Source organism: Ottowia sp. oral taxon 894 (assembly GCF_001262075.1).
GTDB lineage: Bacteria > Pseudomonadota > Gammaproteobacteria > Burkholderiales > Burkholderiaceae_C > Ottowia > Ottowia massiliensis.
On record NZ_CP012073.1, the window covers coordinates 2,830,553 to 2,853,098 of the forward strand.

Genomic DNA, 22,546 nt, shown 5'->3' on the forward strand with positions numbered 1-22,546 from the left:
TTTCACGATTTCTCCCTGTTCAAATAACAAATAAAAAAATGACAAATCACAAAACGGCTTGAATCACGCGCAATAACACGGCGCGCCAGCCGGCGCGCGGCGGATTATGCCCACGGGGCGGGCGCTGATTTTGCGCGCGCCCTGATTCTCGCCTTTAGGTGCAAATCCGTTCACGGAAAGCGGCTCGCGCCGCCTAGAATCCGGAGCCAATCAATGAGCACAGCGGCGCAGCGATGGCGCTGCCGCTTTCCGCCCCGCCGCTGCCTTCCCACGCATGCCGCCTGCCGTCCGCACTTCAAGCCTTGCCGCCTTGGGCCAGCCCCGGCCCCAGTCTGGCCGCCGCCTGGCCGCAGGCCATGCGCACCGTTTTTCAAACTCTTGGAGCTTTTCCCATGTCTGCACTTTTTGATGCGGCCGCTCTGGTCGTGCCTTTTGAAAAACTGCGAATGAGCGATGTCGAGGCCGTCGGCGGCAAGAACGCCAGCCTGGGCGAGATGATTTCGCAATTGCCGCAAGGCGTGCGCGTGCCCACGGGCTTTGCCACCACGGCGCACGCTTTTCGTCAGTTTCTGGCCTACGGCGGGCTGGATGAGCGCATCCGCCAGCGGCTGGCCTCGCTGAACACGGAAGACGTGCGCGCGCTGGCCGATGCGGGCGCCGAAATCCGCCGCTGGGTGCAGGAGCAGCCTTTTCCGGCTGATCTGGAAAAGGCCATCCGCGATGCTTTTGACGCACTGAGCGCGGGCAACGCGCAGGCCTGCTTTGCCGTGCGCTCTTCGGCCACGGCGGAGGATTTGCCCGACGCCTCGTTTGCCGGCCAGCAGGAAACCTTTCTGAACGTGGCGGGCATCGAGCAGGTGCTGGAGAAGATGAAAGAGGTGTTTGCCAGCCTCTACAACGACCGCGCCATCAGCTACCGCGTGCACAAGGGCTTCGCGCACGAGCACGTGGCCCTGTCGGCGGGCGTGCAGCGCATGGTGCGCTCTGACCAGGGCGCGGCGGGCGTGATGTTCACCATCGACACCGAAAGCGGCTTTGACCAGGTGGTGTTCATCACCTCCAGCTACGGCCTGGGCGAGACGGTGGTGCAAGGCGCGGTGAACCCCGACGAGTTCTATGTGCACAAGCCCATGCTGCAAGCGGGCAAGCAGGCCCTCATCCGCCGCAACCTGGGCAGCAAGCTCATTCAGATGGTGTTTGCCACGCCGGAAGAAAAAGCCGCCACGGGCCGCCTGGTGCAAACCGTGGATGTGCCCGCCGAGCAGCGCAACCGCTACAGCCTCACCGACGCCGAAGTGGAGCAACTGGCCCGCTACGCGCTGGTGATCGAGCAGCACTATGGCCGCCCGATGGACATCGAATGGGGCAAAGACGGCACGGACGGCCAGCTCTACATCCTTCAGGCGCGCCCCGAAACCGTGAAAAGCCAGCAGCAGGGCAAAACCGAGCAGCGCTACCGCCTCAAAAACAAGGGCGCCGTGCTGGCCGAAGGCCGTGCCATCGGCCAAAAAATCGGCGCCGGCCCCGTGCGCCTGGTGCGCGACACCAGCGAGATGGAGCGCGTGCAGCCCGGCGACGTGCTGGTGACCGACATGACCGACCCCAACTGGGAGCCGGTGATGAAGCGCGCCAGCGCCATCGTCACCAACCGGGGCGGGCGCACCTGCCACGCGGCCATCATTGCGCGCGAGCTGGGCATCCCGGCCGTTGTCGGCGCGGGCAACGCCACGGAGGCGCTCAAGGATGGCACGCTCGTGACCGTCAGCTGCGCCGAAGGCGACACGGGCCGCATTTACGACGGCCTGCTCGAAACCGAAGTGAGCGAAGTGCAGCGCGGCGCCATGCCCGCCATCGGCGCCAAGATCATGATGAACGTGGGCAACCCGCAGCTGGCCTTTGATTTCGCCCAGCTGCCCAACGACGGCGTGGGCCTGGCGCGGCTGGAATTCATCATCAACAACAACATTGGCGTGCACCCCAAGGCCATCCTGGACTACCCGCAAGTGGATGCCGACCTGAAAAAAGCCGTGGAGAGCGTGGCGCGCGGCCACGCCAGCCCCCGCGCCTTCTACGTGGACAAAGTGGCCGAAGGCGTGGCCACCATCGCCGCCGCCTTCTGGCCCAAGCCCGTCATCGTGCGCCTGTCAGACTTCAAGAGCAACGAATACCGCAAGCTCATCGGCGGCAGCCGCTACGAGCCGGAAGAAGAAAACCCCATGCTCGGCTTTCGCGGCGCGGCCCGCTACATCAGCGAAGACTTCGGCCCCGCCTTCGCCATGGAATGCGAAGCCCTCAAGCGCGTGCGCGACGACATGGGCCTGACCAACGTGCAAGTCATGGCGCCCTTCGTGCGCACCCTGGGCCAGGCCGAGCGCGTCACCGCCTTGCTGGCCGAACACGGGCTCAAACGCGGCAGCAACGGCCTGAAGCTCATCATGATGTGCGAAATCCCCAGCAACGCCGTGCTGGCCGACGAGTTCCTCGAATACTTCGACGGCTTTTCCATCGGCTCCAACGACCTCACCCAGCTCACCCTGGGGCTGGACCGCGACAGCGGCATGGAACTGCTGGCCGCCGACTTCGACGAGCGCGACCCCGCCGTCAAGGCCCTGATCGCCCGCGTCATCAAGGCCTGCCGCGCGCAAGGCAAATACATCGGCATCTGCGGACAAGGCCCCAGCGACCACCCCGACTTCGCCCGCTGGCTGGTTCAGCAAGGCATCGTCTCGCTCTCGCTCAACCCCGACAGCGTGGCGGAAACCTGGATGCAGCTGGCCAGCCTGCCCAGCTGAAAACGCCGCCATGCCTGAGCGGTTTCCCGGCTGCATCACCCGGGTGCGCGGCATCAGCGCGGGCCACTTCACCGACACGCGCCGCCCCACCGGGTGCAGTGTGGTCATAGCCCGTCCCGGCGCCGTAGGCGGAGTGGATGTGCGCGGCGCCGCGCCCGGCACGCGCGAGACCGACCTGCTCGCCCCCGCCAACACCGTCAGCGTGGTGCACGCCGTGCTGCTGTCTGGCGGCAGCGCCTGGGGGCTGGATGCAGCCGGCGGCGTGATGCGCTGGCTGCACGGGCAGGGCCTGGGGCTGGATGCGGGCAGCCCTGAAACGCCCGCCCGCGTGCCCATCGTGCCCGCTGCCGTGCTGTTTGACCTGCACGTCGGCGCAGACCCCGCCCGGCAGCCGCCCGTCTGCCCCGATGCCGCCGCTGGCTACGCCGCCTGCCAGGCCAGCCTGGAGCGCGGGGCGCTGGCCGAAGGCAACGTCGGTGCGGGCGCGGGCGCTACCGTCGGCAAGATGTTCGGCATGGGCTGCGCCATGAAAGGCGGCATTGGCGCCGCCTCTGTCACGCTGGACGGCGTGACCGTGGGCGCGCTCGTTGCCGTCAATGCCCTGGGCGATGTGCGCGACGCCCAGGGCCGCCTGCTGGCCGGCGCCCGCACCGCTGATGGCGCGGCGCTGCGCGACACCGCCCGCGCCCTGCTGGCGGGCGAGCCGCCTGCGGCCCTGCTGGCCGGGCGCAATACCACCATTGGCGTCATCGCCACCGACGCCGCCCTGGACAAAGCCGGCGCCTGCCGCCTGGCCACCGCCGGGCACGACGGGCTGGCCCGCGCCATCAACCCCGTGCATACCTGCGCTGATGGCGACACCCTCTTTGCCCTGGCCACCGGGCAGGCCCCCGCCCCCGGCCCGGGGCTGAATGTGCTGGCCGCGCTGGCCGCCGAAGCCGTGGCCCGCGCCTGCGTCAATGCCGTGCGCGCCGCCGCCAGCGTGCAGGCCGGCGCGCTGTGGCTGCCAGCCTGCGCCCAAGAGCTGCCCGTGGCGCCCTGAACGCAGCCCGATGGCGCAGCCGCCGTCTTGCAGCCGCCGTCTTGCACTTCATGGCGCCAAAACGCGGCAGACCTTCATGGTCTTGCTCATTCCTTCCTCCCCCTTCTTTTTTGCTCCTTTATCCATAGCGATAGGTCTTAGTGGAAATTGCGCAGAATGGCATTTCCACCCCCTTGAATTTGCTTCTGTTTTTGATGCCGCCTGGCAGCTCCGGCAAGCGCGGGCGCGCCAGAACCCGCCCGCAGACAAGCCGCAAGCGGGCGCGCGTGCAGGCGTGCCAGCAGGCTCTCTCAAGGCAGCCGCTCGATGGCCTGCCCGGCCACGGCGGCCAGCGCTTCGGGGGGAACCAGTGCGGGGGCGATTTCGGCCAGCGGCCAGAGCACGAAGGCGCGTTGCAGCATGCGCGGGTGCGGCAGGGTCAGGCGCGGGGTGTCAAGACGCTGCTGGCCGTAGAGGAGCAAATCCAGATCGAGCGTGCGCGGGGCGTTGCGCCAGGGGCGCTGGCGGCCTTCAGCGGTTTCGATGGCCTGGAGGGCGTCGAGCAATTGCAGCGGGGTCAGGCCGGTGGCCACGCTGGCGGCGGCGTTGATGAAGTCGGGGCCGCTGGCGTCCACGGGGGCGCTGCGGTAGAGGCTGGAGGCGGCAAGCAGCCGCGTTTGCGGCAGGGCGGCCAGGGCGGCGAAGGCGCGGCGCACGGTGGCGGCGGCGTCGCCCAGGTTGCCGCCCAGGGCGATGTAGGCCGTGTGAGCGGTGGCGTCCATGTCCTTGCTCATGTCATTCCGCAGCGGGCGGCTGGCGGGGCGGCGTCGCATGGGCCGCTGGCGCACTGGCGGTTTCAGGCGCGCCGCCTGCGGGCTTGCGGCGGCGGCGGCGTTTTTTGGCCGGGGCGGCTTCGCCTGCCGCAGCGGGGCCTGGGCTGGCGGAATCAGCAGGACTGGCCGGGCTGGCCGCTGGCGCGGCGGCTTTGGGCTTGCGCGCCTTGCTGCGCGGGGCGCGCTGCTGCTCGGCGCGGGCCTGGGCGATGAGGTCTTCGCGCACGCTCTGGCCAGACTGGGCGAATTGCGCCCACCAGTCGGCCAGCATTTCGGGCACTTCGCCATTGGCGGCGCGCAGCTGCAAAAAGTCCAGCCCGGCGCGAAAGCGCGGCTGCTCTGCCAGGGTGTGGCAGCTGGCGCCGGTGCGTTTTTCAAAGCGCGGCTGCATCATCCAGATTTCGCGCATGTCGGCGGCCAGCCGGCCCCGGCCGGATACGTCGCCGATGCGGGCGTCAAACACTTCATCAATGGCCGCTTGCAGGGCGGGATGCGTGTGTTCGCCTTGCGCGGTGCGCTGCTGCCAGAGGGCGCGCACGTCTTGCCAGAGCAGGCAGGCGAGCAAGAAGCTGGGGGCGACGGGCTTGCCTTCGGCCACGCGGCGGTCGGTGTCTTGCAGGGCGGCGGCCATGAAAGGCTCTTGCGCGCGCTGCACGGCCAAATCCAGCAGGGGGTAGATGCCCTGGGCCAGGCCGAGTTTTTTGAGCTGCTCCACGCTGGCCTGGCCGTGGCCGGTTTGCAGCAGCTTGAGCATTTCGTCAAACAGGCGGCTTTGGGGCACGTCGGCCAGCAGGCCCTTGAGGGCGGCGAGCGGGCGGCTGGTTTTGGCGTCGAGCCTGAAGCCCAGGTGCGCGAGCTTGGCGGCAAAGCGCGTGGCGCGGATGATGCGCACGGGGTCTTCGCGGTAGCGCGCGGCGGCGTCGCCAATCATGCGCAGCACGCGCTTTTGCGCGTCGGCAAAGCCGTTGTGGTAGTCCACCACGATTTGGCTTTGCGGGTCGTAGTACATGGCGTTGATGCTGAAGTCGCGCCGGGCGGCGTCTTCGTGCTGCGGCCCCCACACGTTGTCGCGCAGCACGCGGCCGGAGGCATCCACGGCGTGTTTCACGCCCGCAAGCTGGCTTTTGGCGGTGCGCTCGTTGCCGCTGACGTGCTCGGCGTCGGCGCTGTCCAGGTGGGCGCGGAAGGTGGAGACTTCGATCACTTCATGCTCGCGCCCGCGCCCGAAGACCACGTGCACGATGCGAAAGCGCCGCCCGATGATGAAGGCGCGCCGGAACAGCGCCTTGACCTGCTCGGGCGTGGCGTTGGTGGCCACGTCAAAGTCTTTGGGGTGCAGGCCCAGCAGCAAGTCGCGCACGGCGCCGCCGACGATGTAGGCCTCGTACCCCGCGTTTTTGAGCGTGCTGACCACGCTGATGGCGCGGCCATCGACCAGCGACAGGTCAATGCGGTGCATGGCCGGGCCGATTTCCACGCGCTTGCCAAAGCGGTTTTTGCGGCGGCCCGTGAGTTTGTCGAGCAGTTCGCGGATCATGGCTGCGCTCCAAACAGCTCCAGCACGGGCCAGCCGCGCTCCAGCGCGATGGGGCGCAGGCGCGCATCGGGGTTGGCGGCCACGGGGCGCTGCACTTTTTCAAGCAGGGGCAAGTCGTTGATGGAGTCGCTGTAGAAGGTGGCGTCCGCATCGGCCCAGCCCAGGCCGCGCGCGGCCAGCCATTGGCCCACGCGGGTGATTTTTCCTTCGCGAAAAGACGGCGTGCCCGCGATTTCGCCCGTGAACCAGCCGCCGGGGCCGCGCTCCAGGTTGATGGCAATCAGCTCGTCCACGCCCAGCGCGTGGGCAATGGGGCGGGTGATGAATTCGTTGGTGGCGGTGACGATGGCCACGGCCTCGCCCGCCCGGCGGTGCTGCTCGATCAGCGCCAGCGCCTGCGGGCGGATGGCCGGGGCGATGACTTCGCGCATGAACTGCGCATGCGCGCGCGCGGCCGCCTCCGGCCCCTGGCGGCGCACGGCGGCGGTGGAAAAGCGCACGTATTCGTGAATATCGAGCGTGCCCGCCTTGTATTGCGCGTAGAAGGCTTCGTTTTTCTGCCGGAAGGCTTCGCCCTCCGTCCAGCCGATGCGGGTGGTGAACTCGCCCCAGGCGTGGTCGGAGTCCAGCGGCAGCAAGGTGTAGTCAAGGTCGAAAAGAGCCAGTTTCATGGGGTTTCAGGGGGAAAAGGCGCAACGGGCGGCGGCAAGGGCGGCGGCAGGGCGGCAAAACGCCCTCAGGCCCCTTCCTCCAGCATGGCCTTGATGAGCGGAATGGTCACGGCCCGCCGCGTTTGCAGGCTGTAGCGGTCCAGGCGCTCGAGCAGGCGCATGAGGCTGCCCATGTCGCGCGAAAAGCGGGTGAGCACGTAATCGGTCACGCCCTCGCCCAGCGCAAGGCCGCGCTGGGCGGCGGCCTGTTGCAGCAGCGCGCGGCACTCGTCCTCCGTGGGCGCGTGAAGCTGGAACACGTGCCCCCAGCCCAGGCGCGTGCGCAAGTCTTCGCGCAGCGGCAAATCAGTCGGCGGCAGGCTGCCGGCGGCCAGCACGGCGCGCGGCGGCTGGCCGTCGGCGGGCGTCATGGCGTTGATGAACCAGTTGAAGGCGGTGTGCTGCTGGCCGGTGGCGTAAAGCTGCACGTCGTCCATCAGCGCCGCGCGCCAGCTGCCCTCAAACGGCACATCGGCGGGCGAGGCCGCGTCCAGCCAGCCGCAAGGCTCGCCCTGCTGCTGCAAGGCATGCCGCGCAGCGCGCAGCAGGTGCGTTTTGCCGCTGCCCGCCTCGCCCCACAGATACACCGGCACGGGCGAGCGCTGGCGGCCCGCCGCGCACCACTGCGCCAGAAACTGCACGGCCTCCTGATTGAGACGGCCCGCAAAACCCTCCAGCGTGGGCGCAGGAGCCAGTGCGATGTCAAGCGCGATTTGTTTCATGAACGGGAGCCTGCCCGGCGGCGGGCGCAACAAGCGAACGGGGCGAACGGGGCGAGCCAGGCAGGCGGAGGAACTTCAGAAAGAGGAGCAAATTCAAGGGGCCTGAAAAGGCATTTGTCGCACGATCCACGGAGAGGCCGTGCTATCAAGCAAGGAGCAAATATCAAGGGGCATTTCAGGCAGGCAGGCCCTGAACCGCCCTGGGGCCGCGCCTAAAATTGACGGCGGATTTTATTGAACAGGGTGCGCTTGCGCGCACAACGCGCGGCAGGCCAGGGCGCAAGCCCGCCAGCGCGCAGCCCCGCCCGCCTTTGAGCCTTTTCTCCCATCTCGCATGAACACCCCTCTTTCCTACAAAGACGCCGGCGTTGATATTGACGCAGGCGACGCCCTGGTCGAGCGCATCAAGCCCCTGGCCCGCAAAACCCTGCGCGAAGGCGTGCTGGCCGGCATTGGCGGCTTTGGCGCGCTCTTTGAAGTGCCCCGCAAATACAAGGAGCCTGTGCTCGTGAGCGGCACCGACGGCGTGGGCACCAAACTCAAGCTCGCCTTTGAATGGAACATGCACGGCGGCGTGGGCATCGACCTGGTCGCCATGAGCGTGAACGACGTGCTCGTGCAAGGCGCCGAGCCGCTCTTTTTTCTGGACTACTTCGCCTGCGGCAAGCTCGACGTGGACACCGCCGCCGCCGTGGTAGGCGGCATCGCCCGGGGCTGCGAAGAAAGCGGCTGCGCCCTCATCGGCGGCGAAACCGCCGAAATGCCCGGCATGTACCCCGCCGGTGAATACGACCTGGCCGGCTTTGCCGTGGGCGCGGCCGAGAAATCGCGCCTGCTCACCGGCCAGAGCGTGCGGGCGGGCGATGTGGTGCTGGGCCTGGCCAGCAGCGGCGCGCACAGCAACGGCTACTCGCTCGTGCGCAAGTGCATCGAACGCGCGCAGGCGCAAGGCGCGCTGCCCGAAACGCTGGACGGCCAGCCTTTCCGCCAGGCCATCATGCGCCCCACGCGCCTTTACGTGAAGCCCGTGCTCGCCACTTTGGCCACGCACCCGCAGGCCATCCGCGCGCTGGCCCACATCACCGGCGGCGGCCTGCTCGAAAACATTCCCCGCGTGCTGCCCGAAGGGCTGGCCGCGCGCCTGCAAAAAGGCAGCTGGCCGCAAAGCGAACTCTTTGCCTGGCTGCAAAAAACCGCCGGCATCGACGACGCGGAAATGAACCGCACCTTCAACAACGGCATCGGCATGGTGGTCATCGCCGCCGCCGAGGCCGCCGAGGCCGTGGCCGCCACCTTGCGCCAGCACGGCGAAACCGTTTACGCCATCGGCCACATCACCGAACGCGCAGGCGCCGCCGTGACGGTGGCCTGAGCCGCTTCACCCGCCCCAGCCGCCCGGCCCAGCGCCCCGGCGGCTTTTTCACGCCGCAAGCCACGGCGGCCCATCCAGGCGGCCAGAACGCACGGGCGGACAGCCAGAAGCCAGCCTTCCCCCTGATCCCCTTTGCGCGAAACCTACGCGAAACCTACGCGAAACCTACGCGAAACCTGCGCGAAACCTGAGCGAAACCTTCATGCACATCCACATCCTTGGCATCTGCGGCACTTTCATGGGCGGGCTGGCGGCGCTGGCGCGCGAGGCCGGGCACACCGTCACCGGCTGCGACGCGGGCGTTTACCCGCCCATGAGCGAGCAGCTGCGCGCGCTGGGCATTGATTTGATGGAAGGCTACGGCGCCGATCAGCTGGCGCTCAAGCCCGACATGTTCGTGATTGGCAACGTGGTCAGCCGCGCGCGGCTGGCGAATGGCGCGCCCAAATTCCCACTGATGGAAGCCATTCTCGACGCGGGCCTGCCCTACGCCAGCGGGCCGCAGTGGCTGGCCGAACACGTGCTGCAAGGCCGCCATGTGCTGGCCGTGGCTGGCACGCACGGCAAAACCAGCACCACATCCATGCTGGCCTGGGCGCTGGAATGCGCGGGCCTGCAGCCGGGCTTTCTGGTGGGCGGCGTGCCGCTGAACTTTGGCATCTCCGCCCGGCTGGGCGGCCTGGCGGCCGGGCGCGAAAGGCCCTTTTTCGTCATCGAAGCCGATGAATACGACACCGCATTTTTCGACAAGCGCAGCAAATTCGTGCACTACCGCCCGCGCACGGCGGTGCTGAACAACCTGGAGTTCGACCACGCCGACATCTTCGGCAGCCTGGCCGACATCGAGCGCCAGTTTCACCACCTGCTGCGCACCGTGCCCGCCACGGGCCGCGTCATCGTCAATGGGCAAGACGCCAGCCTGGCCCGCGTGCTGGCGCAAGGCGTGTACAGCGAAGTCAGCCGCTTCGGCATGGCAGGCGACAAAGCGCCCCCTGACTTCGCCGCCAGCGGCGAGCCGGGCGACTTTGAAGTGCTGCACCAGGGTCGCCCCGCCGGCCGCGTGCGCTGGGCGCTGTCTGGCGCGCACAACCAGCTCAACGCGCTGGCCGCCATCGCCGCCGCCTGGCACGCAGGCGTGCCGCCGCAGCAAGCCTGCGAGGCGCTGGCGCGCTTTGAAAACGTGCGCCGCCGCATGGAAGTGCGCGCGCGCATTCCCGTCAGCGGCGGCAGCGAAATCACCCTCTACGACGACTTCGCCCACCACCCCACCGCCATCCGCGCCACCGTAGACGGCCTGCGCCGCCAGCTTGATGCACAAGGGCGCCAGAGCGAACGCATCCTGGCCCTCTTCGAGCCGCGCAGCAACACCATGAAACTGGGCGCCATGAAAGAGCGCCTGCCCTGGGCGCTGGAAAACGCCGCCCTGGCCTTTTGCCACGCCGGCGGCCTGGAATGGGACGCCGCCGCCGCCCTGGCCCCGCTGGGCGCACGCGCCCAAGTGGCCGCCAGCGTAGACGAACTCGTCGCCCAGGCCACGCGCGCCGCCCGCGCAGGCGACCACCTGCTATGCATGAGCAACGGCGGCTTTGGCGGCGTGCATGAAAAGCTGGCCCATGCGCTCCGGAAACCATAGCATGAGGTCCTAGTGGAAACTGCGCAAGACGGCTTTTAAGGCCCCTGAATCCGCTCCTGTTTTTGGGGCCTCCGCCATCGTACAGGCCGCTCTGGCAGGCGGATCGCAGCTCCGGAAAGAAAACGCCCACTCCTTTTTATGGGAGCGGGCGCGGCTGGCAGGTACTGGCGACGGGCGTTTTCAGCGCTGGTGCTCGCTCAGCCACTTTTCCAGGTAGTGGATGTTGGTGCCGCCGTGGCGGAATTTGGCGTCCACCATCAGCTCGCGGTGCAGCGCGATGTTGGTGTTGATGCCTTCCACGGCGGTTTCGAGCAGCGCGGTTTGCATGCGGGCGATGGCTTGCTCGCGCGTGTCGCCGTGGACGATGAGCTTGCCGATCATCGAGTCGTAATTGGGCGGCACGAAGTAGTTGGTGTAGATGTGCGAGTCCACCCGCACGCCGGGGCCGCCGGGCGCGTGCCAGGCCGTGATGCGGCCGGGCGAAGGCGTGAATTTGAAGGGGTCTTCGGCATTGATGCGGCATTCGATGGCGTGGCCGCGAATTTCGATTTGCCGCTGGGTAAAGGGCAGTTTTTCGCCGGCGGCCACCATGATTTGCGTGCGCACGATGTCCACGCCGGTAATCATTTCCGTGACGGGGTGCTCCACCTGCACGCGGGTGTTCATTTCAATGAAATAGAACTCGCCGTTTTCATACAGAAATTCAAAAGTGCCCGCGCCCCGGTAGCCGATTTTTTTGCACGCAGCCACGCAGCGCTCGCCAATGCGGTCGGCCAGGCGGCGCGGAATGCCGGGGGCGGGCGCTTCTTCAATCACTTTCTGGTGGCGGCGCTGCATGGAGCAGTCGCGCTCGCCCAGATAGACGGCGTTTTTGTGCTTGTCGGCCAGCACCTGGACTTCAATGTGGCGCGGGTTCTGGAGAAATTTCTCCATATAGACCGCCGGGTTGCCAAAGGCGGCGGCCGCTTCGGCCTTGGTGGTTTGCACCGCGCCGGGCAGCGCCGCTTCGGTGTGCACCACGCGCATGCCGCGCCCGCCGCCGCCGCCTGCGGCTTTGATGATGACGGGGTAGCCGATTTGCCGCGCCATGCGCTTGATGGCGGCGGTGTCGTCAGGCAGCTCGCCTTCGCTGCCGGGCACGCAGGGCACGCCCGCCTGCATCATGGCCCGCTTGGCCGCCACCTTGTCGCCCATGATGCGGATGGATTCGGGCGTGGGGCCGATGAACTGGAAGCCGCTTTGCTCCACGCGCTCGGCGAAATCGGCGTTTTCGCTCAAGAAGCCGTAACCGGGGTGAATGGCTTCGGCATCCGTGACTTCCGCCGCCGAGATGATGGCGGGCACGTTCAGATAGCTTTGGGCCGAGGGCGCGGGGCCGATACACACGGCTTCGTCGGCCAATTTCACGTATTTGGCGTCTTTATCGGCCTCGGAATACACCATGACGGCCTGCACGCCCAGCTCGCGGCAGGCGCGCTGGATGCGCAGGGCGATTTCGCCGCGATTGGCAACCAGTATTTTCTTGAACATGGCGCGCCCGCTTACTCAATGACGAACAGCGGCTGGCCGTATTCGACGGGCTGGCCGTTTTCGCCCAGGATTTGCGTGACGGTGCCGGCCTTTTCGCTCTCGATTTCATTGAGGATTTTCATGGCCTCGATGATGCAAAGCGTGTCGCCCGCCTTCACGCTGGAGCCCACTTCCACAAACGGCTTGGCGCCAGGGCTGGCGGCGCGGTAGAAAGTGCCGACCATGGGCGATTTGACGGTAAAGCCCGGCGCAGCGGCAGGCGCGGGCGCGGCGCTTTCGGCGGGAGCTGCTGCCGCAGGCGCGGCCACGGCGGGCGCGGCTGATGCGGCGGCCGCCACGGGCTGCGCTACAGGCTGCATCACCACGGCGGCGGGGCTGCCCTTGACGATGCGCACCTTGCCTTCGGCTTCGGTGATTTCAAGTTCGGAAACGTTGGACTCCGAGATCAGGTCGATCAGGGTCTTGAGCTTGCGCAGATCCATGATTGAAATCTTTCTGATATGAAAAACTGGGCAAATTTACCGCAATTTGCAGCCAACTGCTTCAATTTGCTGGAATTTGAAGCTTACGGAAGGAGTGTGAGGATTCCGTTGCGATTTTGCGGCCATCGCGGCAAAGTGCCGTAAATAAATGAAGTTGCCGCTTTTTGCGATCAATTCATGGTGGATGCCGCATTTTCCAGCATGCGGGCGCGCAGCGCCTGCTCGTCGCCACGGGCGGGTCGGCCATCGGCGGCAGGCTTGAGCGCGCCGCGCACGTCGTCATGGTCATGAATCATCAGATGCACGCCCACGTGCTCGCCCAGGCCGGAGCAAAAGACTGAAAAGCTGAGCGCGTCCACCATTTCGCCGCGAAAACCGCGCACTTGCCGCGCCTCGAAAGCCACACCCTGGTTGATGAGGGCGATTTCCGCCGATTTCGGGTCATCGCAGAAAAGCTGCAAATACACGTCAGAAAGGCGCGTGGCCGTGCCATTCCATACCGCGCCCGTCAGGTGCGGGCGAAATTCGGCCAGCCGCTGCATCCACGCCAGCGCCAGCTCGCGCAGCGCCAGCAGCTCGGCGGGCTGGGTGTCGGCGCGAAAAAGCGCCAGATAGGCGCGCACCTGCTCCTGCACGGCGTCATTGTCCGGCAGGGCCGCGCGCGCGGGCGCGCCCAGCTCCTTGACGGCCCGCCGCTTGGCCGCGCCGTAGTCCAGCCCTTCTTCCACCACCAGCCGCGCGGCGGCAGCGGCGATTTCCTGAGAGAGTTCTTGTTGCATGGTGGGCATTTTGCCTCCGCAGAGCCGCGCAGATTGCGGAAAGCGAGCTTTTGAAATGATATTAAGCAAATCATAATTGATATTTATCAACTATTATTTATTTCATAATCTGCCCGCCATGCTCGCGGCCTGCGCATGGGCGCCTGGATTGAACCGGGAAGCTTTCCGGTGCGGCCGCGTAATTTCTCATTTCATTTGCGTTCTCATAATCATTGGAGAAAATCATGAAAAAAGCATTTGCCTGCATTTTGCTGGCGCTGGCGCCGCTGGCTTTCGCGGACATCACGGTGACCGACGTGAAAGGCCGCAGCGTGACGGTGCCCGGCGTGCCCGAACGCGTGGTGCTGGGCTTTTATTACGAAGACTATCTGGCCGTGGCGGGGCCGGGCGCGGCAGACAAGCTGGTGGGCCTGTCGCTTTCCACCTGGCGGGACTGGCGGCCCCGGCAGTTCGCGCTGTATGAAAAGGCGCTGCCCCGGCTGAAAAGCGTGCCGGATGTGGGTTCCACGGATGACGGCTCTTTTTCCATTGAAAAAGTGATTGCCGCGCAGCCCGATTTGCTGATTCTGGCCGCCTGGAATTACGACGCGCTGGGCGAGGGCGTGAAAAAAATCGAGGCGGCGGGCATTCCCGTGCTCACGCTGGACTACAACGCGCAGACGGTTGAAAAGCACGTGGCGTCCACGCTGGCGCTGGGAAAAATCATGGGCCAGCCGCAGCGTGCGCAAAAACTGGCCGACAACTACCGCCTGGCCATGCAGGACGTGGCCGCGCGCGTGGCCAAGGCCGGGCCGTCAGACAAGAAGGTTTACGTGGAACTGGCGCAAAAAGGCCCCGAAACCGTGGGCAACTCCTACGGCGACACGCTCTGGGGCGCGCTGATCGAGATGGCGGGCGCGCGCAACATTGCCAAGGGGCAGGTGCAGAACTGGGGGCCGCTCAGCCGCGAATATGTGATTGACCAGAACCCGGACATCATTTTTTTGGCCGGCTCCGAATGGCTGAACCGGCCCGAGGCCGTGTCCGTCGGCTTTGGCGCCGATGCCCGCACCGTCAATGAACGCATGGGCGCTTACGTCAATGGCCGCGCGGGCTGGCGGCAGCTGAAGGCGGCTGAAGGCGGGCACGTGCACGCCGTCTATCACGGCGGCACGCGCACCTTGTCGGACTACGTGTACGCCCAATACGTGGCCAAACAGATTCACCCGGAGGCTTTTGCCGATGTGGACCCGGAAAAGAATCTGCGCGATTTCTACGAAGCCTGGCTGCCCATCAAGGCCGAAGGCGTGTTCATGGCCACTTATCAGGCGCAGCCGCAAGGCCGCCCGGCGGGCGCGAAATGAGCACTGAAGCCCGGAACGAGGCCGGCCACGAAACCGGCCACGCACAGGCCCGCAGCGCCTATGGCCGCCGTCTGGGGCGGCGAGCGGCTTTGCTGGCGCTGGCGGCGCTGCTGCTGGCGGCGCTGCTGCTGCTCGATCTGGCCACCGGCCCTTCGGGCATGGCGCTGACGGACATCTTCCAGGCCCTGCAAACAGGCCCTGGCGGGCTGGAGGCCGTGCGCGAGCGGCTGCCGGGCGTTACGCCCGAAATGCGCAAGCTGCACAGCAACGCCAACATCCTCTGGCACGTGCGCATGCCGCCCGCGCTCATGGGCGCGCTGGTGGGCATGTGCCTGGGGCTGGGCGGTTTGCAGATGCAGACCATTTTGGACAACCCGCTGGCCAGCCCCTTCACGCTGGGCTTTTCGGCAGCGGCGGGCTTTGGCGCGGCGCTGGCCATCATGTTCGGCGGCCTGCTGCCCGTGCCCGGCTACGCGCTCACGCCCGCCGCCGCCTTTGGCATGACGCTGGCCGCCTGCGCGCTCATTTACCTGCTGGCGCTGGCGCGCGGCGCCAATCCGGAAGTGCTCATCCTGGGCGGCATCGCGGTGCTGTTTTTCTTTCAGTCCGTGCAGTCGCTGCTCCAGTACATCGCCAGCCCCGAAATCCTGCAACAAATCGTCTTCTGGCTGTTTGGCGATTTGCAAAAAGCCAGCTGGACCAGCGTGAGCGTGTGCGCGGTTGTGCTGCTGGCCTGCCTGCCCTTTGTCGCGCGCGATGCCTGGGCGCTGACCGCCTTGCGCCTGGGCGACGCCAACGCCATGAGCATTGGGGTGCCGGTGCAGGCCATCCGCCGCCGCGCCTTCGTGCTGGTGGCGCTGCTGACGGCCGTGGCCGTGTGCTTTGTGGGCACCATCGGCTTTGTCGGGCTGATTGCGCCGCACATGGCGCGCGCGCTGGTGGGCGAAGACCACCGCTTTGCGCTGCCGCTGGCCGCGCTGACGGGCGCGCTCATCCTCTCGGGCGCTTCGGTGTTTGCCAAGCTCATATCGCCGGGGGCCGTGGTGCCCGTGGGCATCATCACCGCCGTGGCGGGCGTGCCCATGCTGCTGGGCATCATCGTCTCGCGCAAAGGGGGCATCTGATGGGCCTGCAACTCAGCCATGTCAGCGCCCGGCGCGGCCGGGCCGAAATCCTCAAGGACGTGAGCGCCACGCTGCCCGCCGGGCAAATCGCCGGCCTGATCGGCCCCAACGGCACGGGCAAATCCACGCTCATCAACGCCATTGCCACCACCTTGCCGCACGGCGGCAGCATCCGCTTTCACGGCCAGCCCGTGCGCCTGGGCGAAGTGGGCTTCATGCCCCAGCACTGCCAGGTGCGCGCCGGGCTGTCGGTACTGGAAACCGTGCTTTTGGGCCACTACGAGCGGCTGGGCCTGCGCGTGGCGGGCGGCCTGATCGAGCGCGCCCTTCAGGTGCTGGACAGTTTTGGCATTGCCCACCTGCACGAGCGGGCCATGACCGCCCTCTCCGGCGGCCAGCAGCAACTGGTGCTGCTGGCCCAGCGCCTGATCCGCCAGCCCCGCCTGCTTTTGCTGGACGAAGCCACCAGCGCGCTGGACATTCGCCACCAGATGCAGGTGTTTGACCGCCTGCATGAATACGTGCAGGCCAGCGGCGCGCTCGTTGTCATCGCCATTCATGACCTGAACCTGGCCGCCCAGCACGCGCAAACCGTGCTCATGCTGCACGGCGGCCATGTGGCTGGCTGCGGCCCGTTCGATGAAGTGGTGACTTGCGAAAGCTTGCGCCGCGTGTATGGCATCGAGGCCGAATTCGCCCGCGCGCCCAGCGGCCGCACCGCCATCGTGCCCTTGCGCGGCTGCGGCGAGCAGCAAGGCCGCAAGGGCATGGCTGAATAAGCAGATAGGGCGGAATGAGGGAAGGACGGAAGGGCATGCGCAAGGCTCGTTTTGCTCTTTTATCCATAGCATGATGTCCTAGTGGATACTGCGCAAGGCGGTATTTTTACCCCCTCAAATTCGCTCCTGTTTCTGATGCTTTCTGGTTGCTGGAGAGAAGCTGGAGAGTTGGCCCGCAGACTGGCTTGCGTCTGCGGCGAAAGGGGCCGGTTTTCAGCGGCCCGCTGGCCGCCAGCGCCGCCAGGCCAAGCGGGGCAGGCGCAGCGCAAAGCCCAGGAACAGGCGGGTGTGCATCCAGGTGAGCAAGGCGTTGTCGCGCAGGTATTTGAAGTGGGAGACGCCGCCTTCTTCGGGCGTGAAGTAGCGCACGGGAGCGGGCAGGTTGATGGCGGGCACGCCTGCCCAGGCCAAGCGCACGGCGGCTTCGGGGTCGAAGTCGAAGCGGCGCATGAAACGCTGGCCGCGCATGACGCGCGCCAGCGGGGCGATGGGATAGACGCGAAAGCCAAAGAGCGAGTCGCCAATGCCCGCGCCCAGCGTCTCCAGATTGGCCCAGCCGTTGGAGATTTTGCGGCCCAGCACGCGAATGCGCGGCGCTTCTGCGCCGAACTGCGGCACGCCCAGCACCATGGCGTCAGGCCGCGCTTGCGAAGCCTGCATGAAGGCCGGGATGAGATGGGCCGGATGCTGTCCGTCCGAGTCCAGCGTCAGGGCGTGGGTGAAGCCTTCGCGCGTGGCCTGCTCAATGCCGTGCAGCACGGCGGCGCCCTTGCCCTGGTTGGCGGGCAGCGCGAGCACGCGCAGGCCCTCATCTTGCGCGGCCATGTCTTGCAGCCAGGCCGCGCTGCCGTCGGTGCTGCCGTCAATCACCACCCACACGGGGTTCCAGCGCGCGCGCGCGGCGGCCACGGTGTCGCGCACTTTGGGGCCGGGGTTGTAGCTGGGGATGAGCACGAGATGCGTGCGCGAGGCGGCAGGCGCGGAGGACGCGGGCGCAGCGGCTTCAGGCATGGCGCGTTTCCTTGAGGGCGTGGGCGAAGCGGGCGTGGATGTCGTCGCCAAAGCGGTGCGCGCTGGCGCCATCCACGTGCATTTGGCCCACGTAGCGCACGCGCACGGCAAGCGGCAGGCTGGGAGGGCGGAAAAGGGGCCAGTGCTTGCCCAGGTAAGGCGTGCTCATTTCAATGACGAGCGCCTGCACGGGCACGCCTGCGCGCGCGGCGATCAGGCCCGCCGTGGCGCTGCACGGCCCCACGGGCGGCGCGCTGGTGCGCGTGCTTTCGGGAAAGATGATGAGCCGCGCGCCGTCGCCGCTTTTGATTTCGGCGATGGCGCGGCGGATCATGGGCAGCGGCGCGTCATTGACGATGTAGCGCGCCAGGCGCGAGCCGGCGCCCAGCAGCAGGTTGTGCATGAGCGCCGCTTTCATGATGCACACGGCATTGGGCAGGCGCGAGACGAGCAGCACTGCGTCCAGCAGCGAGGGGTGGTTGGCGACGATGATCATCGGCCCGCTCTGGCGGGCCAGCTCGTCGAGCGCGCGCAAATCGAAGCGGCAGCCGCACAGGCGCTCCAGCAGCCAGACGTAGAACCGGAAGCAGCTGTGAATGGCTTGCCGCCCCAGGCGCTTGCCGCTGGCTTCGGGCATGAGCGGGCCGAGCACGAGGGCAAAGGGCGTCCAGCCCAGGCAGATGAGCGCCAGCAGGCCCAGGCCCAGAATCATGGCGGCGGCTTCGCGGGCGCGGCGCAGAGCGGCGTGCATGGGCAGGCGCTCAGCCTTGCGGGGCTTCATCCACCGTGCGGATGGCTTGCTTGCGCCAGCGCCAGGAGCGCAGCGAGGTGGGCAGCTGCGCCAGCGAGGTCAGGTAATAGATGGCCTTGAACACGCGCAGCGAGCGCCAGATGGGCGTTTGGCCGTAGATGTCGCCCGCCAGCAGGGAGATGATGGCTTCCTTCACGCGAAACGTGTTGCGCGGCCCCATGAACAAGTCGCGCATGGCGGGCGTGGTCATGCGGTAGATGAACCACGAGAACTCGCGCGGGCCGTGGCGCATATCCCGGTCCAGCTGCGCCAGCGCCTGCGCGCGCTGCGCAGGCTGCTTCAGCCAGACGTCAATGGCGCGGGCAGCGGCGAATGCGCTTTGCATGGCCAGCAGCACGCCGGAGGAAAACACGGGGTCGATGAAGGCGAACGCATCGCCCAGCAGCACGTAGTTGCGTCCGTGCGTGCGCTCGCTGAGGTAGGAGAAATTGCCCGTGGCTTCCGGCTCGTGGACGATCTGCGCGTCTTGCAGCCTTTCGGCCAGCGGCGGGCACTGGGCGATGCCGTCCAGCAGAAACTGCCGCAGGCTGCGCTCGCCGCGCGTGCGCATGAAATACGGCCAGGTCACCATGCCCACGCTGGTGGCGCCGTCTTGCAAGGGGATGAACCAGAACCAGCCGTGATCGAACCAGTAGATGGTGATGTTGCCCTCCGCCGCGCCGGGGTTGCGGCGCGCATTGGCGAAGTGCGCAAACACGGCCACGCTGTTGTGGCGCGGGTTCTTGTGCTTGATCTTCATGCGGCTGGCCAGGAAGGTGTCGCGCCCCGAGGCATCCACCACAAAGCGCGCCCGGCAGGTGATTTCGCGCCCGTCGGCATGGCGCGCGCGGGCCTCGGCCCATTCAGGGGTGGCTTCCAGGTCCACGCTTTCCACCTTGCATTGCTGGAACACCTGGGCGCCGCTGCGGGCTGCGTTGTCCAGCAGGATGCGGTCGAACTCCGAACGGCGCACCTGGTAGGCGAACGGCATGGTTTTGTCCCACGCCTGCGCGAATTCAAACGCCTGCTTGCGGTTGCCGTGCGCGGGCGAGACGAATTCGGCCGCATGCTTGGTGATGCCGATGGCGCGTATTTCATCAGCCACGCCCAGCTGCTCGAACAGCGGCAGGTTGGCCGGCAGCAGGGATTCGCCAATGTGAAAGCGCGGGTGGCGGTCCTTGTCCAGCAGCAGCACGCTGTGCCCCTGCCGCGCCAGCAGCGTGGCCGCCGTGCTGCCCGCCGGGCCGCCGCCTATGACCAGAACATCGCATTGCAGGGGAGAGGAAGAGGAGGCGGCTTCAGACGCCGTGCCGCCAGCGGCTGGGTAGGTGTTTTCCATCATGCAAAACCACTGATCAAGAAAATGAAAGGCTCATTGTAGGAGTCCGCCCGCTGGCAACGGCCTCAAAAACAATGACTTTCAATCCGGCCTGCGGGCAGGATGAATCAGGCGGCTTCAGTCTCTGGCCTGCGCCAGCTGCTGCCCCAGCTCGATGACGGCCATGGCGTAGTAGGCGCTCCAGTTGTAGCGGGTGATGACGTAGAAGTTTTCCGTGCCCGCCACGTAGTCAGGCTCGTTGCCGGGGCGGGCGGGGTCGCCGTTTTGCAGCTCGATCAAGGCCAGCGGCCCGGCGCTTTCCTGCGCCTTTTCGGGCAGGGTCACGCCCAGCGCGGCCATTTCGGCAGGGCTGAAGGTGGGCAGGATGTCGTGCGCCAGCAGCGCGCGCAAATCGGCCTGCGGCTGAAGCTGAACGGCGTAATGCGTGGGCAGGCCGGGGCGCCAGCCGAAGGCGCGAAAGTAATTGGCCACCGAGCCGATGGCGTCGGCCGGGCTGTTCCACAGGTCAATGCGGCCATCGCCGTCAAAGTCCACCGCGTATTGCAGCCAGCTTGAGGGCATGAACTGCGGCAGCCCCATGGCGCCCGCGTAGCTGCCTTCGGGCAGCCCAGGCTCCAGCCGGTTGCGCTGGCACAGCACGAGAAAGTGCGCCAGCTCGCGCGCGAAGAAGATTTGCCGCTGGTGCGCGCGCGGGTGCTCTTGCGGAAAGTCAAAAGCCAGCGTCGCCAGCGCGTCCAGCACGCGGTACTTGCCCACGTTGCGGCCATAAATGGTTTCCACGCCCAGAATGCCCATGATGGCCGCCGCCGGCACGCCAAATTGCGCCTCGGCGCGCGCCAGCGCCGCATGGTTGGCCTGCCAAAAGCGCGCGCCCGTTTGCAAGTGCGTGGGCGTGAGAAAGCGCTTGCGGTAGGCGCGCCAGTTTCTGGATGCGCTGCTGGCCTGGTTGTAGGCGGCCGGGCGCATGAGGCGCTGCACGCCCGGGTTGAACCACGCGCTGGCAATGGTCTGCCGCGCCCAGGCCGCATCCAGCCCGTGCCGGCGGGCGGCTTCTTCGGCCCAGAGCAGGGCGTTTTCATGGGTGGCGTAGGCATACGGCTCGGCCTGCGGCGCTTCAGGCGTTGGCTGCGCGCGGCCGCTGGCGCACCAGGCCAGCGCGCCCAGGGCGAAACGGCGTCGGGTCAGGGAATACATGGAGCGCGAATGTAGCCGCCGCCTCCGCCGCGCAAGGCAGAATGAAGCTTCTTTTGTGCACCCCTGAAGGAGACAACGCCATGCCCCATACCCCCGAAACAGCCCGCCCGGCCATTGCCGACCCCGCCAGCGTGGACGCCGCCATTGAAAGCCGCTTTTCCGCCCGCGCCTTCTTGCCCCGGCCCGTGCCGCAGGCCATGCTGCAAGACATTCTGCGCGTGGCCAGCCGCGCGCCCTCAGGCACCAACACCCAGCCTTGGAAGGTGTACGTGCTGCAAGGCGCCGCGCGTGACGCGCTGGTGGACAAAGTCTGCGCCGCACACGACCAGCTGCGCGACAACCCCGAGCTGGAAGCCCGCTACCCGGAGCCGTATGACTACTACCCCGCCAAGTGGGTGGAGCCGTACCTGTCGCGCCGCCGCGCCGTGGGCCTGGACATGTATGGCCTGCTGGGCATCGGCAAGGGCGAAAAAGACAAGATGCACGCCCAGCAGCAGCGCAATTTCCGCTTTTTTGATGCGCCCGTGGGCATGTTCTTCACCATCGACCGCATCATGGGCCGGGGCAGCCTGCTGGACTACGGCTGCTTTTTGCAAAGCGTGATGCTCGCCGCCCGCGCGCGCGGCCTGCACACCTGCCCGCAAGCGGCCTGGAACCGCTTTGACAGCATCATCATGCCCCACATCGGCGCGGGCGAAAACGAAATGATCGTGGGCGCCCTGGCCCTGGGCTGGGCCGATGAGTCCGACCCGGTCAATGCCCTGCACACCGCGCGCGAGCCGGTGCAATCTTTCGTCCGCTTCCTGATCTGAACGCACCCGCCCTGGCCCGGGCCGCTGATGCCACCCGGGCCGCTTTTCTTGTGCCTTTTCCATCTCAAAAGCCATGCCACTTTCCAGCGACTGCGCCCTGCTCGTCATCGACGCCCAAAACGGCTTCATGCCCGGCGGCGGCCTGCCCGTGGCGCAGGGCGACGCCATCGTGCCCGTCATCAACCGCATGGCGCCCCTGTTTGAAAACGCCGTGCTCACGCAAGACTGGCACCCCGCCAGCCACGTTTCATTCGCCGCCAACCATCCGGGCCGCCAGCCTTTTGACGTGATCGAGCTGCCCTACGGCCCCCAGGTGCTCTGGCCCACGCACTGCGTGCAGGGCACGCCTGACGCGGCGCTGCACCCGCAGCTGCACGTGCCGCAGGCGCAGCTCATCCTGCGCAAAGGCTGCCGCCCGCAAGTGGACAGCTACTCCGCCTTTACCGAAGCCGACCGCGCCGCCACCACCGGCCTGGCCGCCTGGCTGCATGCGCGCGGCATCCGCCACCTTTACCTGTGCGGCCTGGCCACCGACTACTGCGTGGCCTGGAGCGCGCTGGACGCCCGCGCCGCCGGCTTTGCCGTCACCGTGGTGGAAGACGCCTGCCGCGCCATCGACCTGAACGGCTCGCTAGCCCGCGCCTGGGCCGACATGAACGCCGCCGGCGTGCAGCGCGCCAGCTCGCAAAGCCTGCTGGCCGGTTGAGGTTTGTCCCTCTAAATTTGCTCCTCTAACCATAGCA

20 protein-coding genes are annotated in these 22,546 nt (G+C 67.0%); 9 read left to right on the top strand and 11 right to left on the bottom strand.

Annotated elements, in window-relative coordinates; translation table 11 throughout:
- Nucleotides 1-392: 392 nt before the first annotated feature.
- Together ppsA and ADJ79_RS12440 are read left to right on the top strand one after the other, a co-directional pair.
- Nucleotides 393-2,792, top strand: a complete 2,400-nt coding sequence (gene ppsA / locus ADJ79_RS12435) for a phosphoenolpyruvate synthase (RefSeq protein WP_050716622.1) — start codon at nucleotides 393-395, stop codon at nucleotides 2,790-2,792.
- A 10-nt stretch (nucleotides 2,793-2,802) separates the two neighbouring features.
- Nucleotides 2,803-3,834: a P1 family peptidase gene (locus ADJ79_RS12440; protein ID WP_050716237.1), complete on the top strand. Its 1,032-nt coding sequence runs from the start codon at nucleotides 2,803-2,805 to the stop codon at nucleotides 3,832-3,834.
- 290 nt (nucleotides 3,835-4,124) lie between these two features.
- On the opposite strand, the gene folK is transcribed toward ADJ79_RS12440, so the two are convergent.
- The 4 genes from folK to hda all read right to left on the bottom strand — a co-directional run bounded on the left by folK (nucleotide 4,125) and on the right by hda (nucleotide 7,615).
- Complete coding sequence (gene folK / locus ADJ79_RS12445) at nucleotides 4,125-4,595, bottom strand: 2-amino-4-hydroxy-6-hydroxymethyldihydropteridine diphosphokinase (RefSeq protein WP_156304240.1); 471 nt, start codon at nucleotides 4,593-4,595, stop codon at nucleotides 4,125-4,127.
- Nucleotides 4,596-4,608: 13 nt separating this feature from the next.
- Nucleotides 4,609-6,183: a polynucleotide adenylyltransferase PcnB gene (pcnB, locus tag ADJ79_RS12450; protein WP_050716238.1), complete on the bottom strand. Its 1,575-nt coding sequence runs from the start codon at nucleotides 6,181-6,183 to the stop codon at nucleotides 4,609-4,611.
- Nucleotides 6,180-6,854, bottom strand: coding sequence for an HAD family phosphatase (locus tag ADJ79_RS12455; protein WP_050716239.1), 675 nt, complete (start codon nucleotides 6,852-6,854; stop codon nucleotides 6,180-6,182). Before ADJ79_RS12455 ends, pcnB begins: the two co-directional genes overlap by 4 nt.
- Nucleotides 6,855-6,919: 65 nt before the next feature.
- Nucleotides 6,920-7,615 carry a DnaA regulatory inactivator Hda gene (gene hda / locus ADJ79_RS12460; protein WP_050716240.1) on the bottom strand — a complete coding sequence of 232 codons (696 nt, stop codon included), beginning with the start codon at nucleotides 7,613-7,615 and terminating at the stop codon, nucleotides 6,920-6,922.
- A 334-nt stretch (nucleotides 7,616-7,949) separates the two neighbouring features.
- On the opposite strand from hda, the gene purM reads away from it, so the two are divergent.
- Both purM and mpl read left to right on the top strand, forming a co-directional pair.
- On the top strand, nucleotides 7,950-8,987 hold the full coding sequence (purM, locus tag ADJ79_RS12465) for a phosphoribosylformylglycinamidine cyclo-ligase (protein WP_050716241.1): 1,038 nt from the start codon (nucleotides 7,950-7,952) through the stop codon (nucleotides 8,985-8,987).
- Between the two features lie 202 nt (nucleotides 8,988-9,189).
- Nucleotides 9,190-10,620 (top strand): UDP-N-acetylmuramate:L-alanyl-gamma-D-glutamyl-meso-diaminopimelate ligase, encoded by a 1,431-nt coding sequence (gene mpl, locus ADJ79_RS12470; protein WP_050716242.1) that lies wholly within the window; start codon nucleotides 9,190-9,192, stop codon nucleotides 10,618-10,620.
- A gap of 180 nt (nucleotides 10,621-10,800) precedes the next feature.
- Here the strand turns inward: mpl and accC are convergent, their stop codons facing one another.
- From accC to ADJ79_RS12485, 3 genes are all read right to left on the bottom strand, one after another.
- Nucleotides 10,801-12,150, bottom strand: coding sequence for an acetyl-CoA carboxylase biotin carboxylase subunit (gene accC / locus ADJ79_RS12475; protein WP_050716243.1), 1,350 nt, complete (start codon nucleotides 12,148-12,150; stop codon nucleotides 10,801-10,803).
- 11 nt (nucleotides 12,151-12,161) lie between these two features.
- Nucleotides 12,162-12,632: an acetyl-CoA carboxylase biotin carboxyl carrier protein gene (gene accB / locus ADJ79_RS12480; RefSeq protein ID WP_050716244.1), complete on the bottom strand. Its 471-nt coding sequence runs from the start codon at nucleotides 12,630-12,632 to the stop codon at nucleotides 12,162-12,164.
- Between the two features lie 170 nt (nucleotides 12,633-12,802).
- The gene (locus ADJ79_RS12485; protein WP_050716624.1) at nucleotides 12,803-13,411 is read right to left on the bottom strand and encodes a hypothetical protein; all 609 of its coding nucleotides are present in this window, start codon (nucleotides 13,409-13,411) and stop codon (nucleotides 12,803-12,805) included.
- Nucleotides 13,412-13,635: 224 nt separating this feature from the next.
- Between ADJ79_RS12485 and ADJ79_RS12490 the strand changes: the two genes are divergently transcribed.
- From ADJ79_RS12490 to ADJ79_RS12500, 3 genes are read left to right on the top strand one after another with little or no spacing between them, the layout of a single operon-like run.
- Complete coding sequence (locus tag ADJ79_RS12490; protein WP_050716625.1) at nucleotides 13,636-14,754, top strand: ABC transporter substrate-binding protein; 1,119 nt, start codon at nucleotides 13,636-13,638, stop codon at nucleotides 14,752-14,754.
- Nucleotides 14,751-15,878: an iron ABC transporter permease gene (locus ADJ79_RS12495; protein WP_082203317.1), complete on the top strand. Its 1,128-nt coding sequence runs from the start codon at nucleotides 14,751-14,753 to the stop codon at nucleotides 15,876-15,878. Before ADJ79_RS12490 ends, ADJ79_RS12495 begins: the two co-directional genes overlap by 4 nt.
- On the top strand, nucleotides 15,878-16,657 hold the full coding sequence (locus tag ADJ79_RS12500; RefSeq protein ID WP_050716245.1) for an ABC transporter ATP-binding protein: 780 nt from the start codon (nucleotides 15,878-15,880) through the stop codon (nucleotides 16,655-16,657). The genes ADJ79_RS12495 and ADJ79_RS12500 overlap by 1 nt, the downstream gene beginning before the upstream one ends.
- A 213-nt stretch (nucleotides 16,658-16,870) precedes the next feature.
- Here the strand turns inward: ADJ79_RS12500 and ADJ79_RS12505 are convergent, their stop codons facing one another.
- From ADJ79_RS12505 to mltB, 4 genes are all read right to left on the bottom strand, one after another.
- Complete coding sequence (locus tag ADJ79_RS12505) at nucleotides 16,871-17,668, bottom strand: glycosyltransferase family 2 protein (RefSeq protein WP_050716246.1); 798 nt, start codon at nucleotides 17,666-17,668, stop codon at nucleotides 16,871-16,873.
- On the bottom strand, nucleotides 17,661-18,419 hold the full coding sequence (locus ADJ79_RS12510) for a 1-acyl-sn-glycerol-3-phosphate acyltransferase (RefSeq protein ID WP_082203414.1): 759 nt from the start codon (nucleotides 18,417-18,419) through the stop codon (nucleotides 17,661-17,663). The genes ADJ79_RS12505 and ADJ79_RS12510 overlap by 8 nt, the downstream gene beginning before the upstream one ends.
- A gap of 10 nt (nucleotides 18,420-18,429) precedes the next feature.
- A complete protein-coding gene (locus ADJ79_RS12515; RefSeq protein WP_082203415.1) occupies nucleotides 18,430-19,797 on the bottom strand; it encodes an NAD(P)/FAD-dependent oxidoreductase in 1,368 nt (455 codons plus the stop codon).
- Nucleotides 19,798-19,914: 117 nt separating this feature from the next.
- Complete coding sequence (mltB, locus tag ADJ79_RS12520) at nucleotides 19,915-20,991, bottom strand: lytic murein transglycosylase B (protein WP_082203318.1); 1,077 nt, start codon at nucleotides 20,989-20,991, stop codon at nucleotides 19,915-19,917.
- Nucleotides 20,992-21,071: 80 nt separating this feature from the next.
- Here mltB and ADJ79_RS12525 point away from each other — a divergent pair, with 80 nt between their 5' ends.
- Together ADJ79_RS12525 and pncA are read left to right on the top strand one after the other, a co-directional pair.
- A complete protein-coding gene (locus ADJ79_RS12525; RefSeq protein ID WP_050716248.1) occupies nucleotides 21,072-21,803 on the top strand; it encodes a nitroreductase in 732 nt (243 codons plus the stop codon).
- Between the two features lie 73 nt (nucleotides 21,804-21,876).
- Entirely contained in the window at nucleotides 21,877-22,509 is a 633-nt protein-coding gene (gene pncA, locus ADJ79_RS12530) for a bifunctional nicotinamidase/pyrazinamidase (protein ID WP_050716249.1), read from the top strand.
- Nucleotides 22,510-22,546 lie beyond the last annotated feature (37 nt).

Bases quoted from the DNA above. Each gene is read 5' to 3' on its own strand.
- hda (WP_050716240.1), bottom strand. From the start codon at position 7,615: ATGAAACAAATCGCGCTTGACATCGCACTGGCTCCTGCGCCCACGCTG.
- ADJ79_RS12510 (WP_082203414.1), bottom strand. From the start codon at position 18,419: ATGCACGCCGCTCTGCGCCGCGCCCGCGAAGCCGCCGCCATGATTCTG.
- accC (WP_050716243.1), bottom strand. From the start codon at position 12,150: ATGTTCAAGAAAATACTGGTTGCCAATCGCGGCGAAATCGCCCTGCGC.
- ADJ79_RS12490 (WP_050716625.1), top strand. From the start codon at position 13,636: ATGAAAAAAGCATTTGCCTGCATTTTGCTGGCGCTGGCGCCGCTGGCT.
- purM (WP_050716241.1), top strand. From the start codon at position 7,950: ATGAACACCCCTCTTTCCTACAAAGACGCCGGCGTTGATATTGACGCA.
- ADJ79_RS12485 (WP_050716624.1), bottom strand. From the start codon at position 13,411: ATGCAACAAGAACTCTCTCAGGAAATCGCCGCTGCCGCCGCGCGGCTG.
- ADJ79_RS12525 (WP_050716248.1), top strand. From the start codon at position 21,072: ATGCCCCATACCCCCGAAACAGCCCGCCCGGCCATTGCCGACCCCGCC.
- ADJ79_RS12515 (WP_082203415.1), bottom strand. From the start codon at position 19,797: ATGGAAAACACCTACCCAGCCGCTGGCGGCACGGCGTCTGAAGCCGCC.
- ADJ79_RS12440 (WP_050716237.1), top strand. From the start codon at position 2,803: ATGCCTGAGCGGTTTCCCGGCTGCATCACCCGGGTGCGCGGCATCAGC.
- mpl (WP_050716242.1), top strand. From the start codon at position 9,190: ATGCACATCCACATCCTTGGCATCTGCGGCACTTTCATGGGCGGGCTG.
- ppsA (WP_050716622.1), top strand. From the start codon at position 393: ATGTCTGCACTTTTTGATGCGGCCGCTCTGGTCGTGCCTTTTGAAAAA.
- ADJ79_RS12500 (WP_050716245.1), top strand. From the start codon at position 15,878: ATGGGCCTGCAACTCAGCCATGTCAGCGCCCGGCGCGGCCGGGCCGAA.
- pcnB (WP_050716238.1), bottom strand. From the start codon at position 6,183: ATGATCCGCGAACTGCTCGACAAACTCACGGGCCGCCGCAAAAACCGC.
- ADJ79_RS12495 (WP_082203317.1), top strand. From the start codon at position 14,751: ATGAGCACTGAAGCCCGGAACGAGGCCGGCCACGAAACCGGCCACGCA.
- ADJ79_RS12455 (WP_050716239.1), bottom strand. From the start codon at position 6,854: ATGAAACTGGCTCTTTTCGACCTTGACTACACCTTGCTGCCGCTGGAC.
- mltB (WP_082203318.1), bottom strand. From the start codon at position 20,991: ATGTATTCCCTGACCCGACGCCGTTTCGCCCTGGGCGCGCTGGCCTGG.
- pncA (WP_050716249.1), top strand. From the start codon at position 21,877: ATGCCACTTTCCAGCGACTGCGCCCTGCTCGTCATCGACGCCCAAAAC.
- ADJ79_RS12505 (WP_050716246.1), bottom strand. From the start codon at position 17,668: ATGCCTGAAGCCGCTGCGCCCGCGTCCTCCGCGCCTGCCGCCTCGCGC.
- accB (WP_050716244.1), bottom strand. From the start codon at position 12,632: ATGGATCTGCGCAAGCTCAAGACCCTGATCGACCTGATCTCGGAGTCC.
- folK (WP_156304240.1), bottom strand. From the start codon at position 4,595: ATGGACGCCACCGCTCACACGGCCTACATCGCCCTGGGCGGCAACCTG.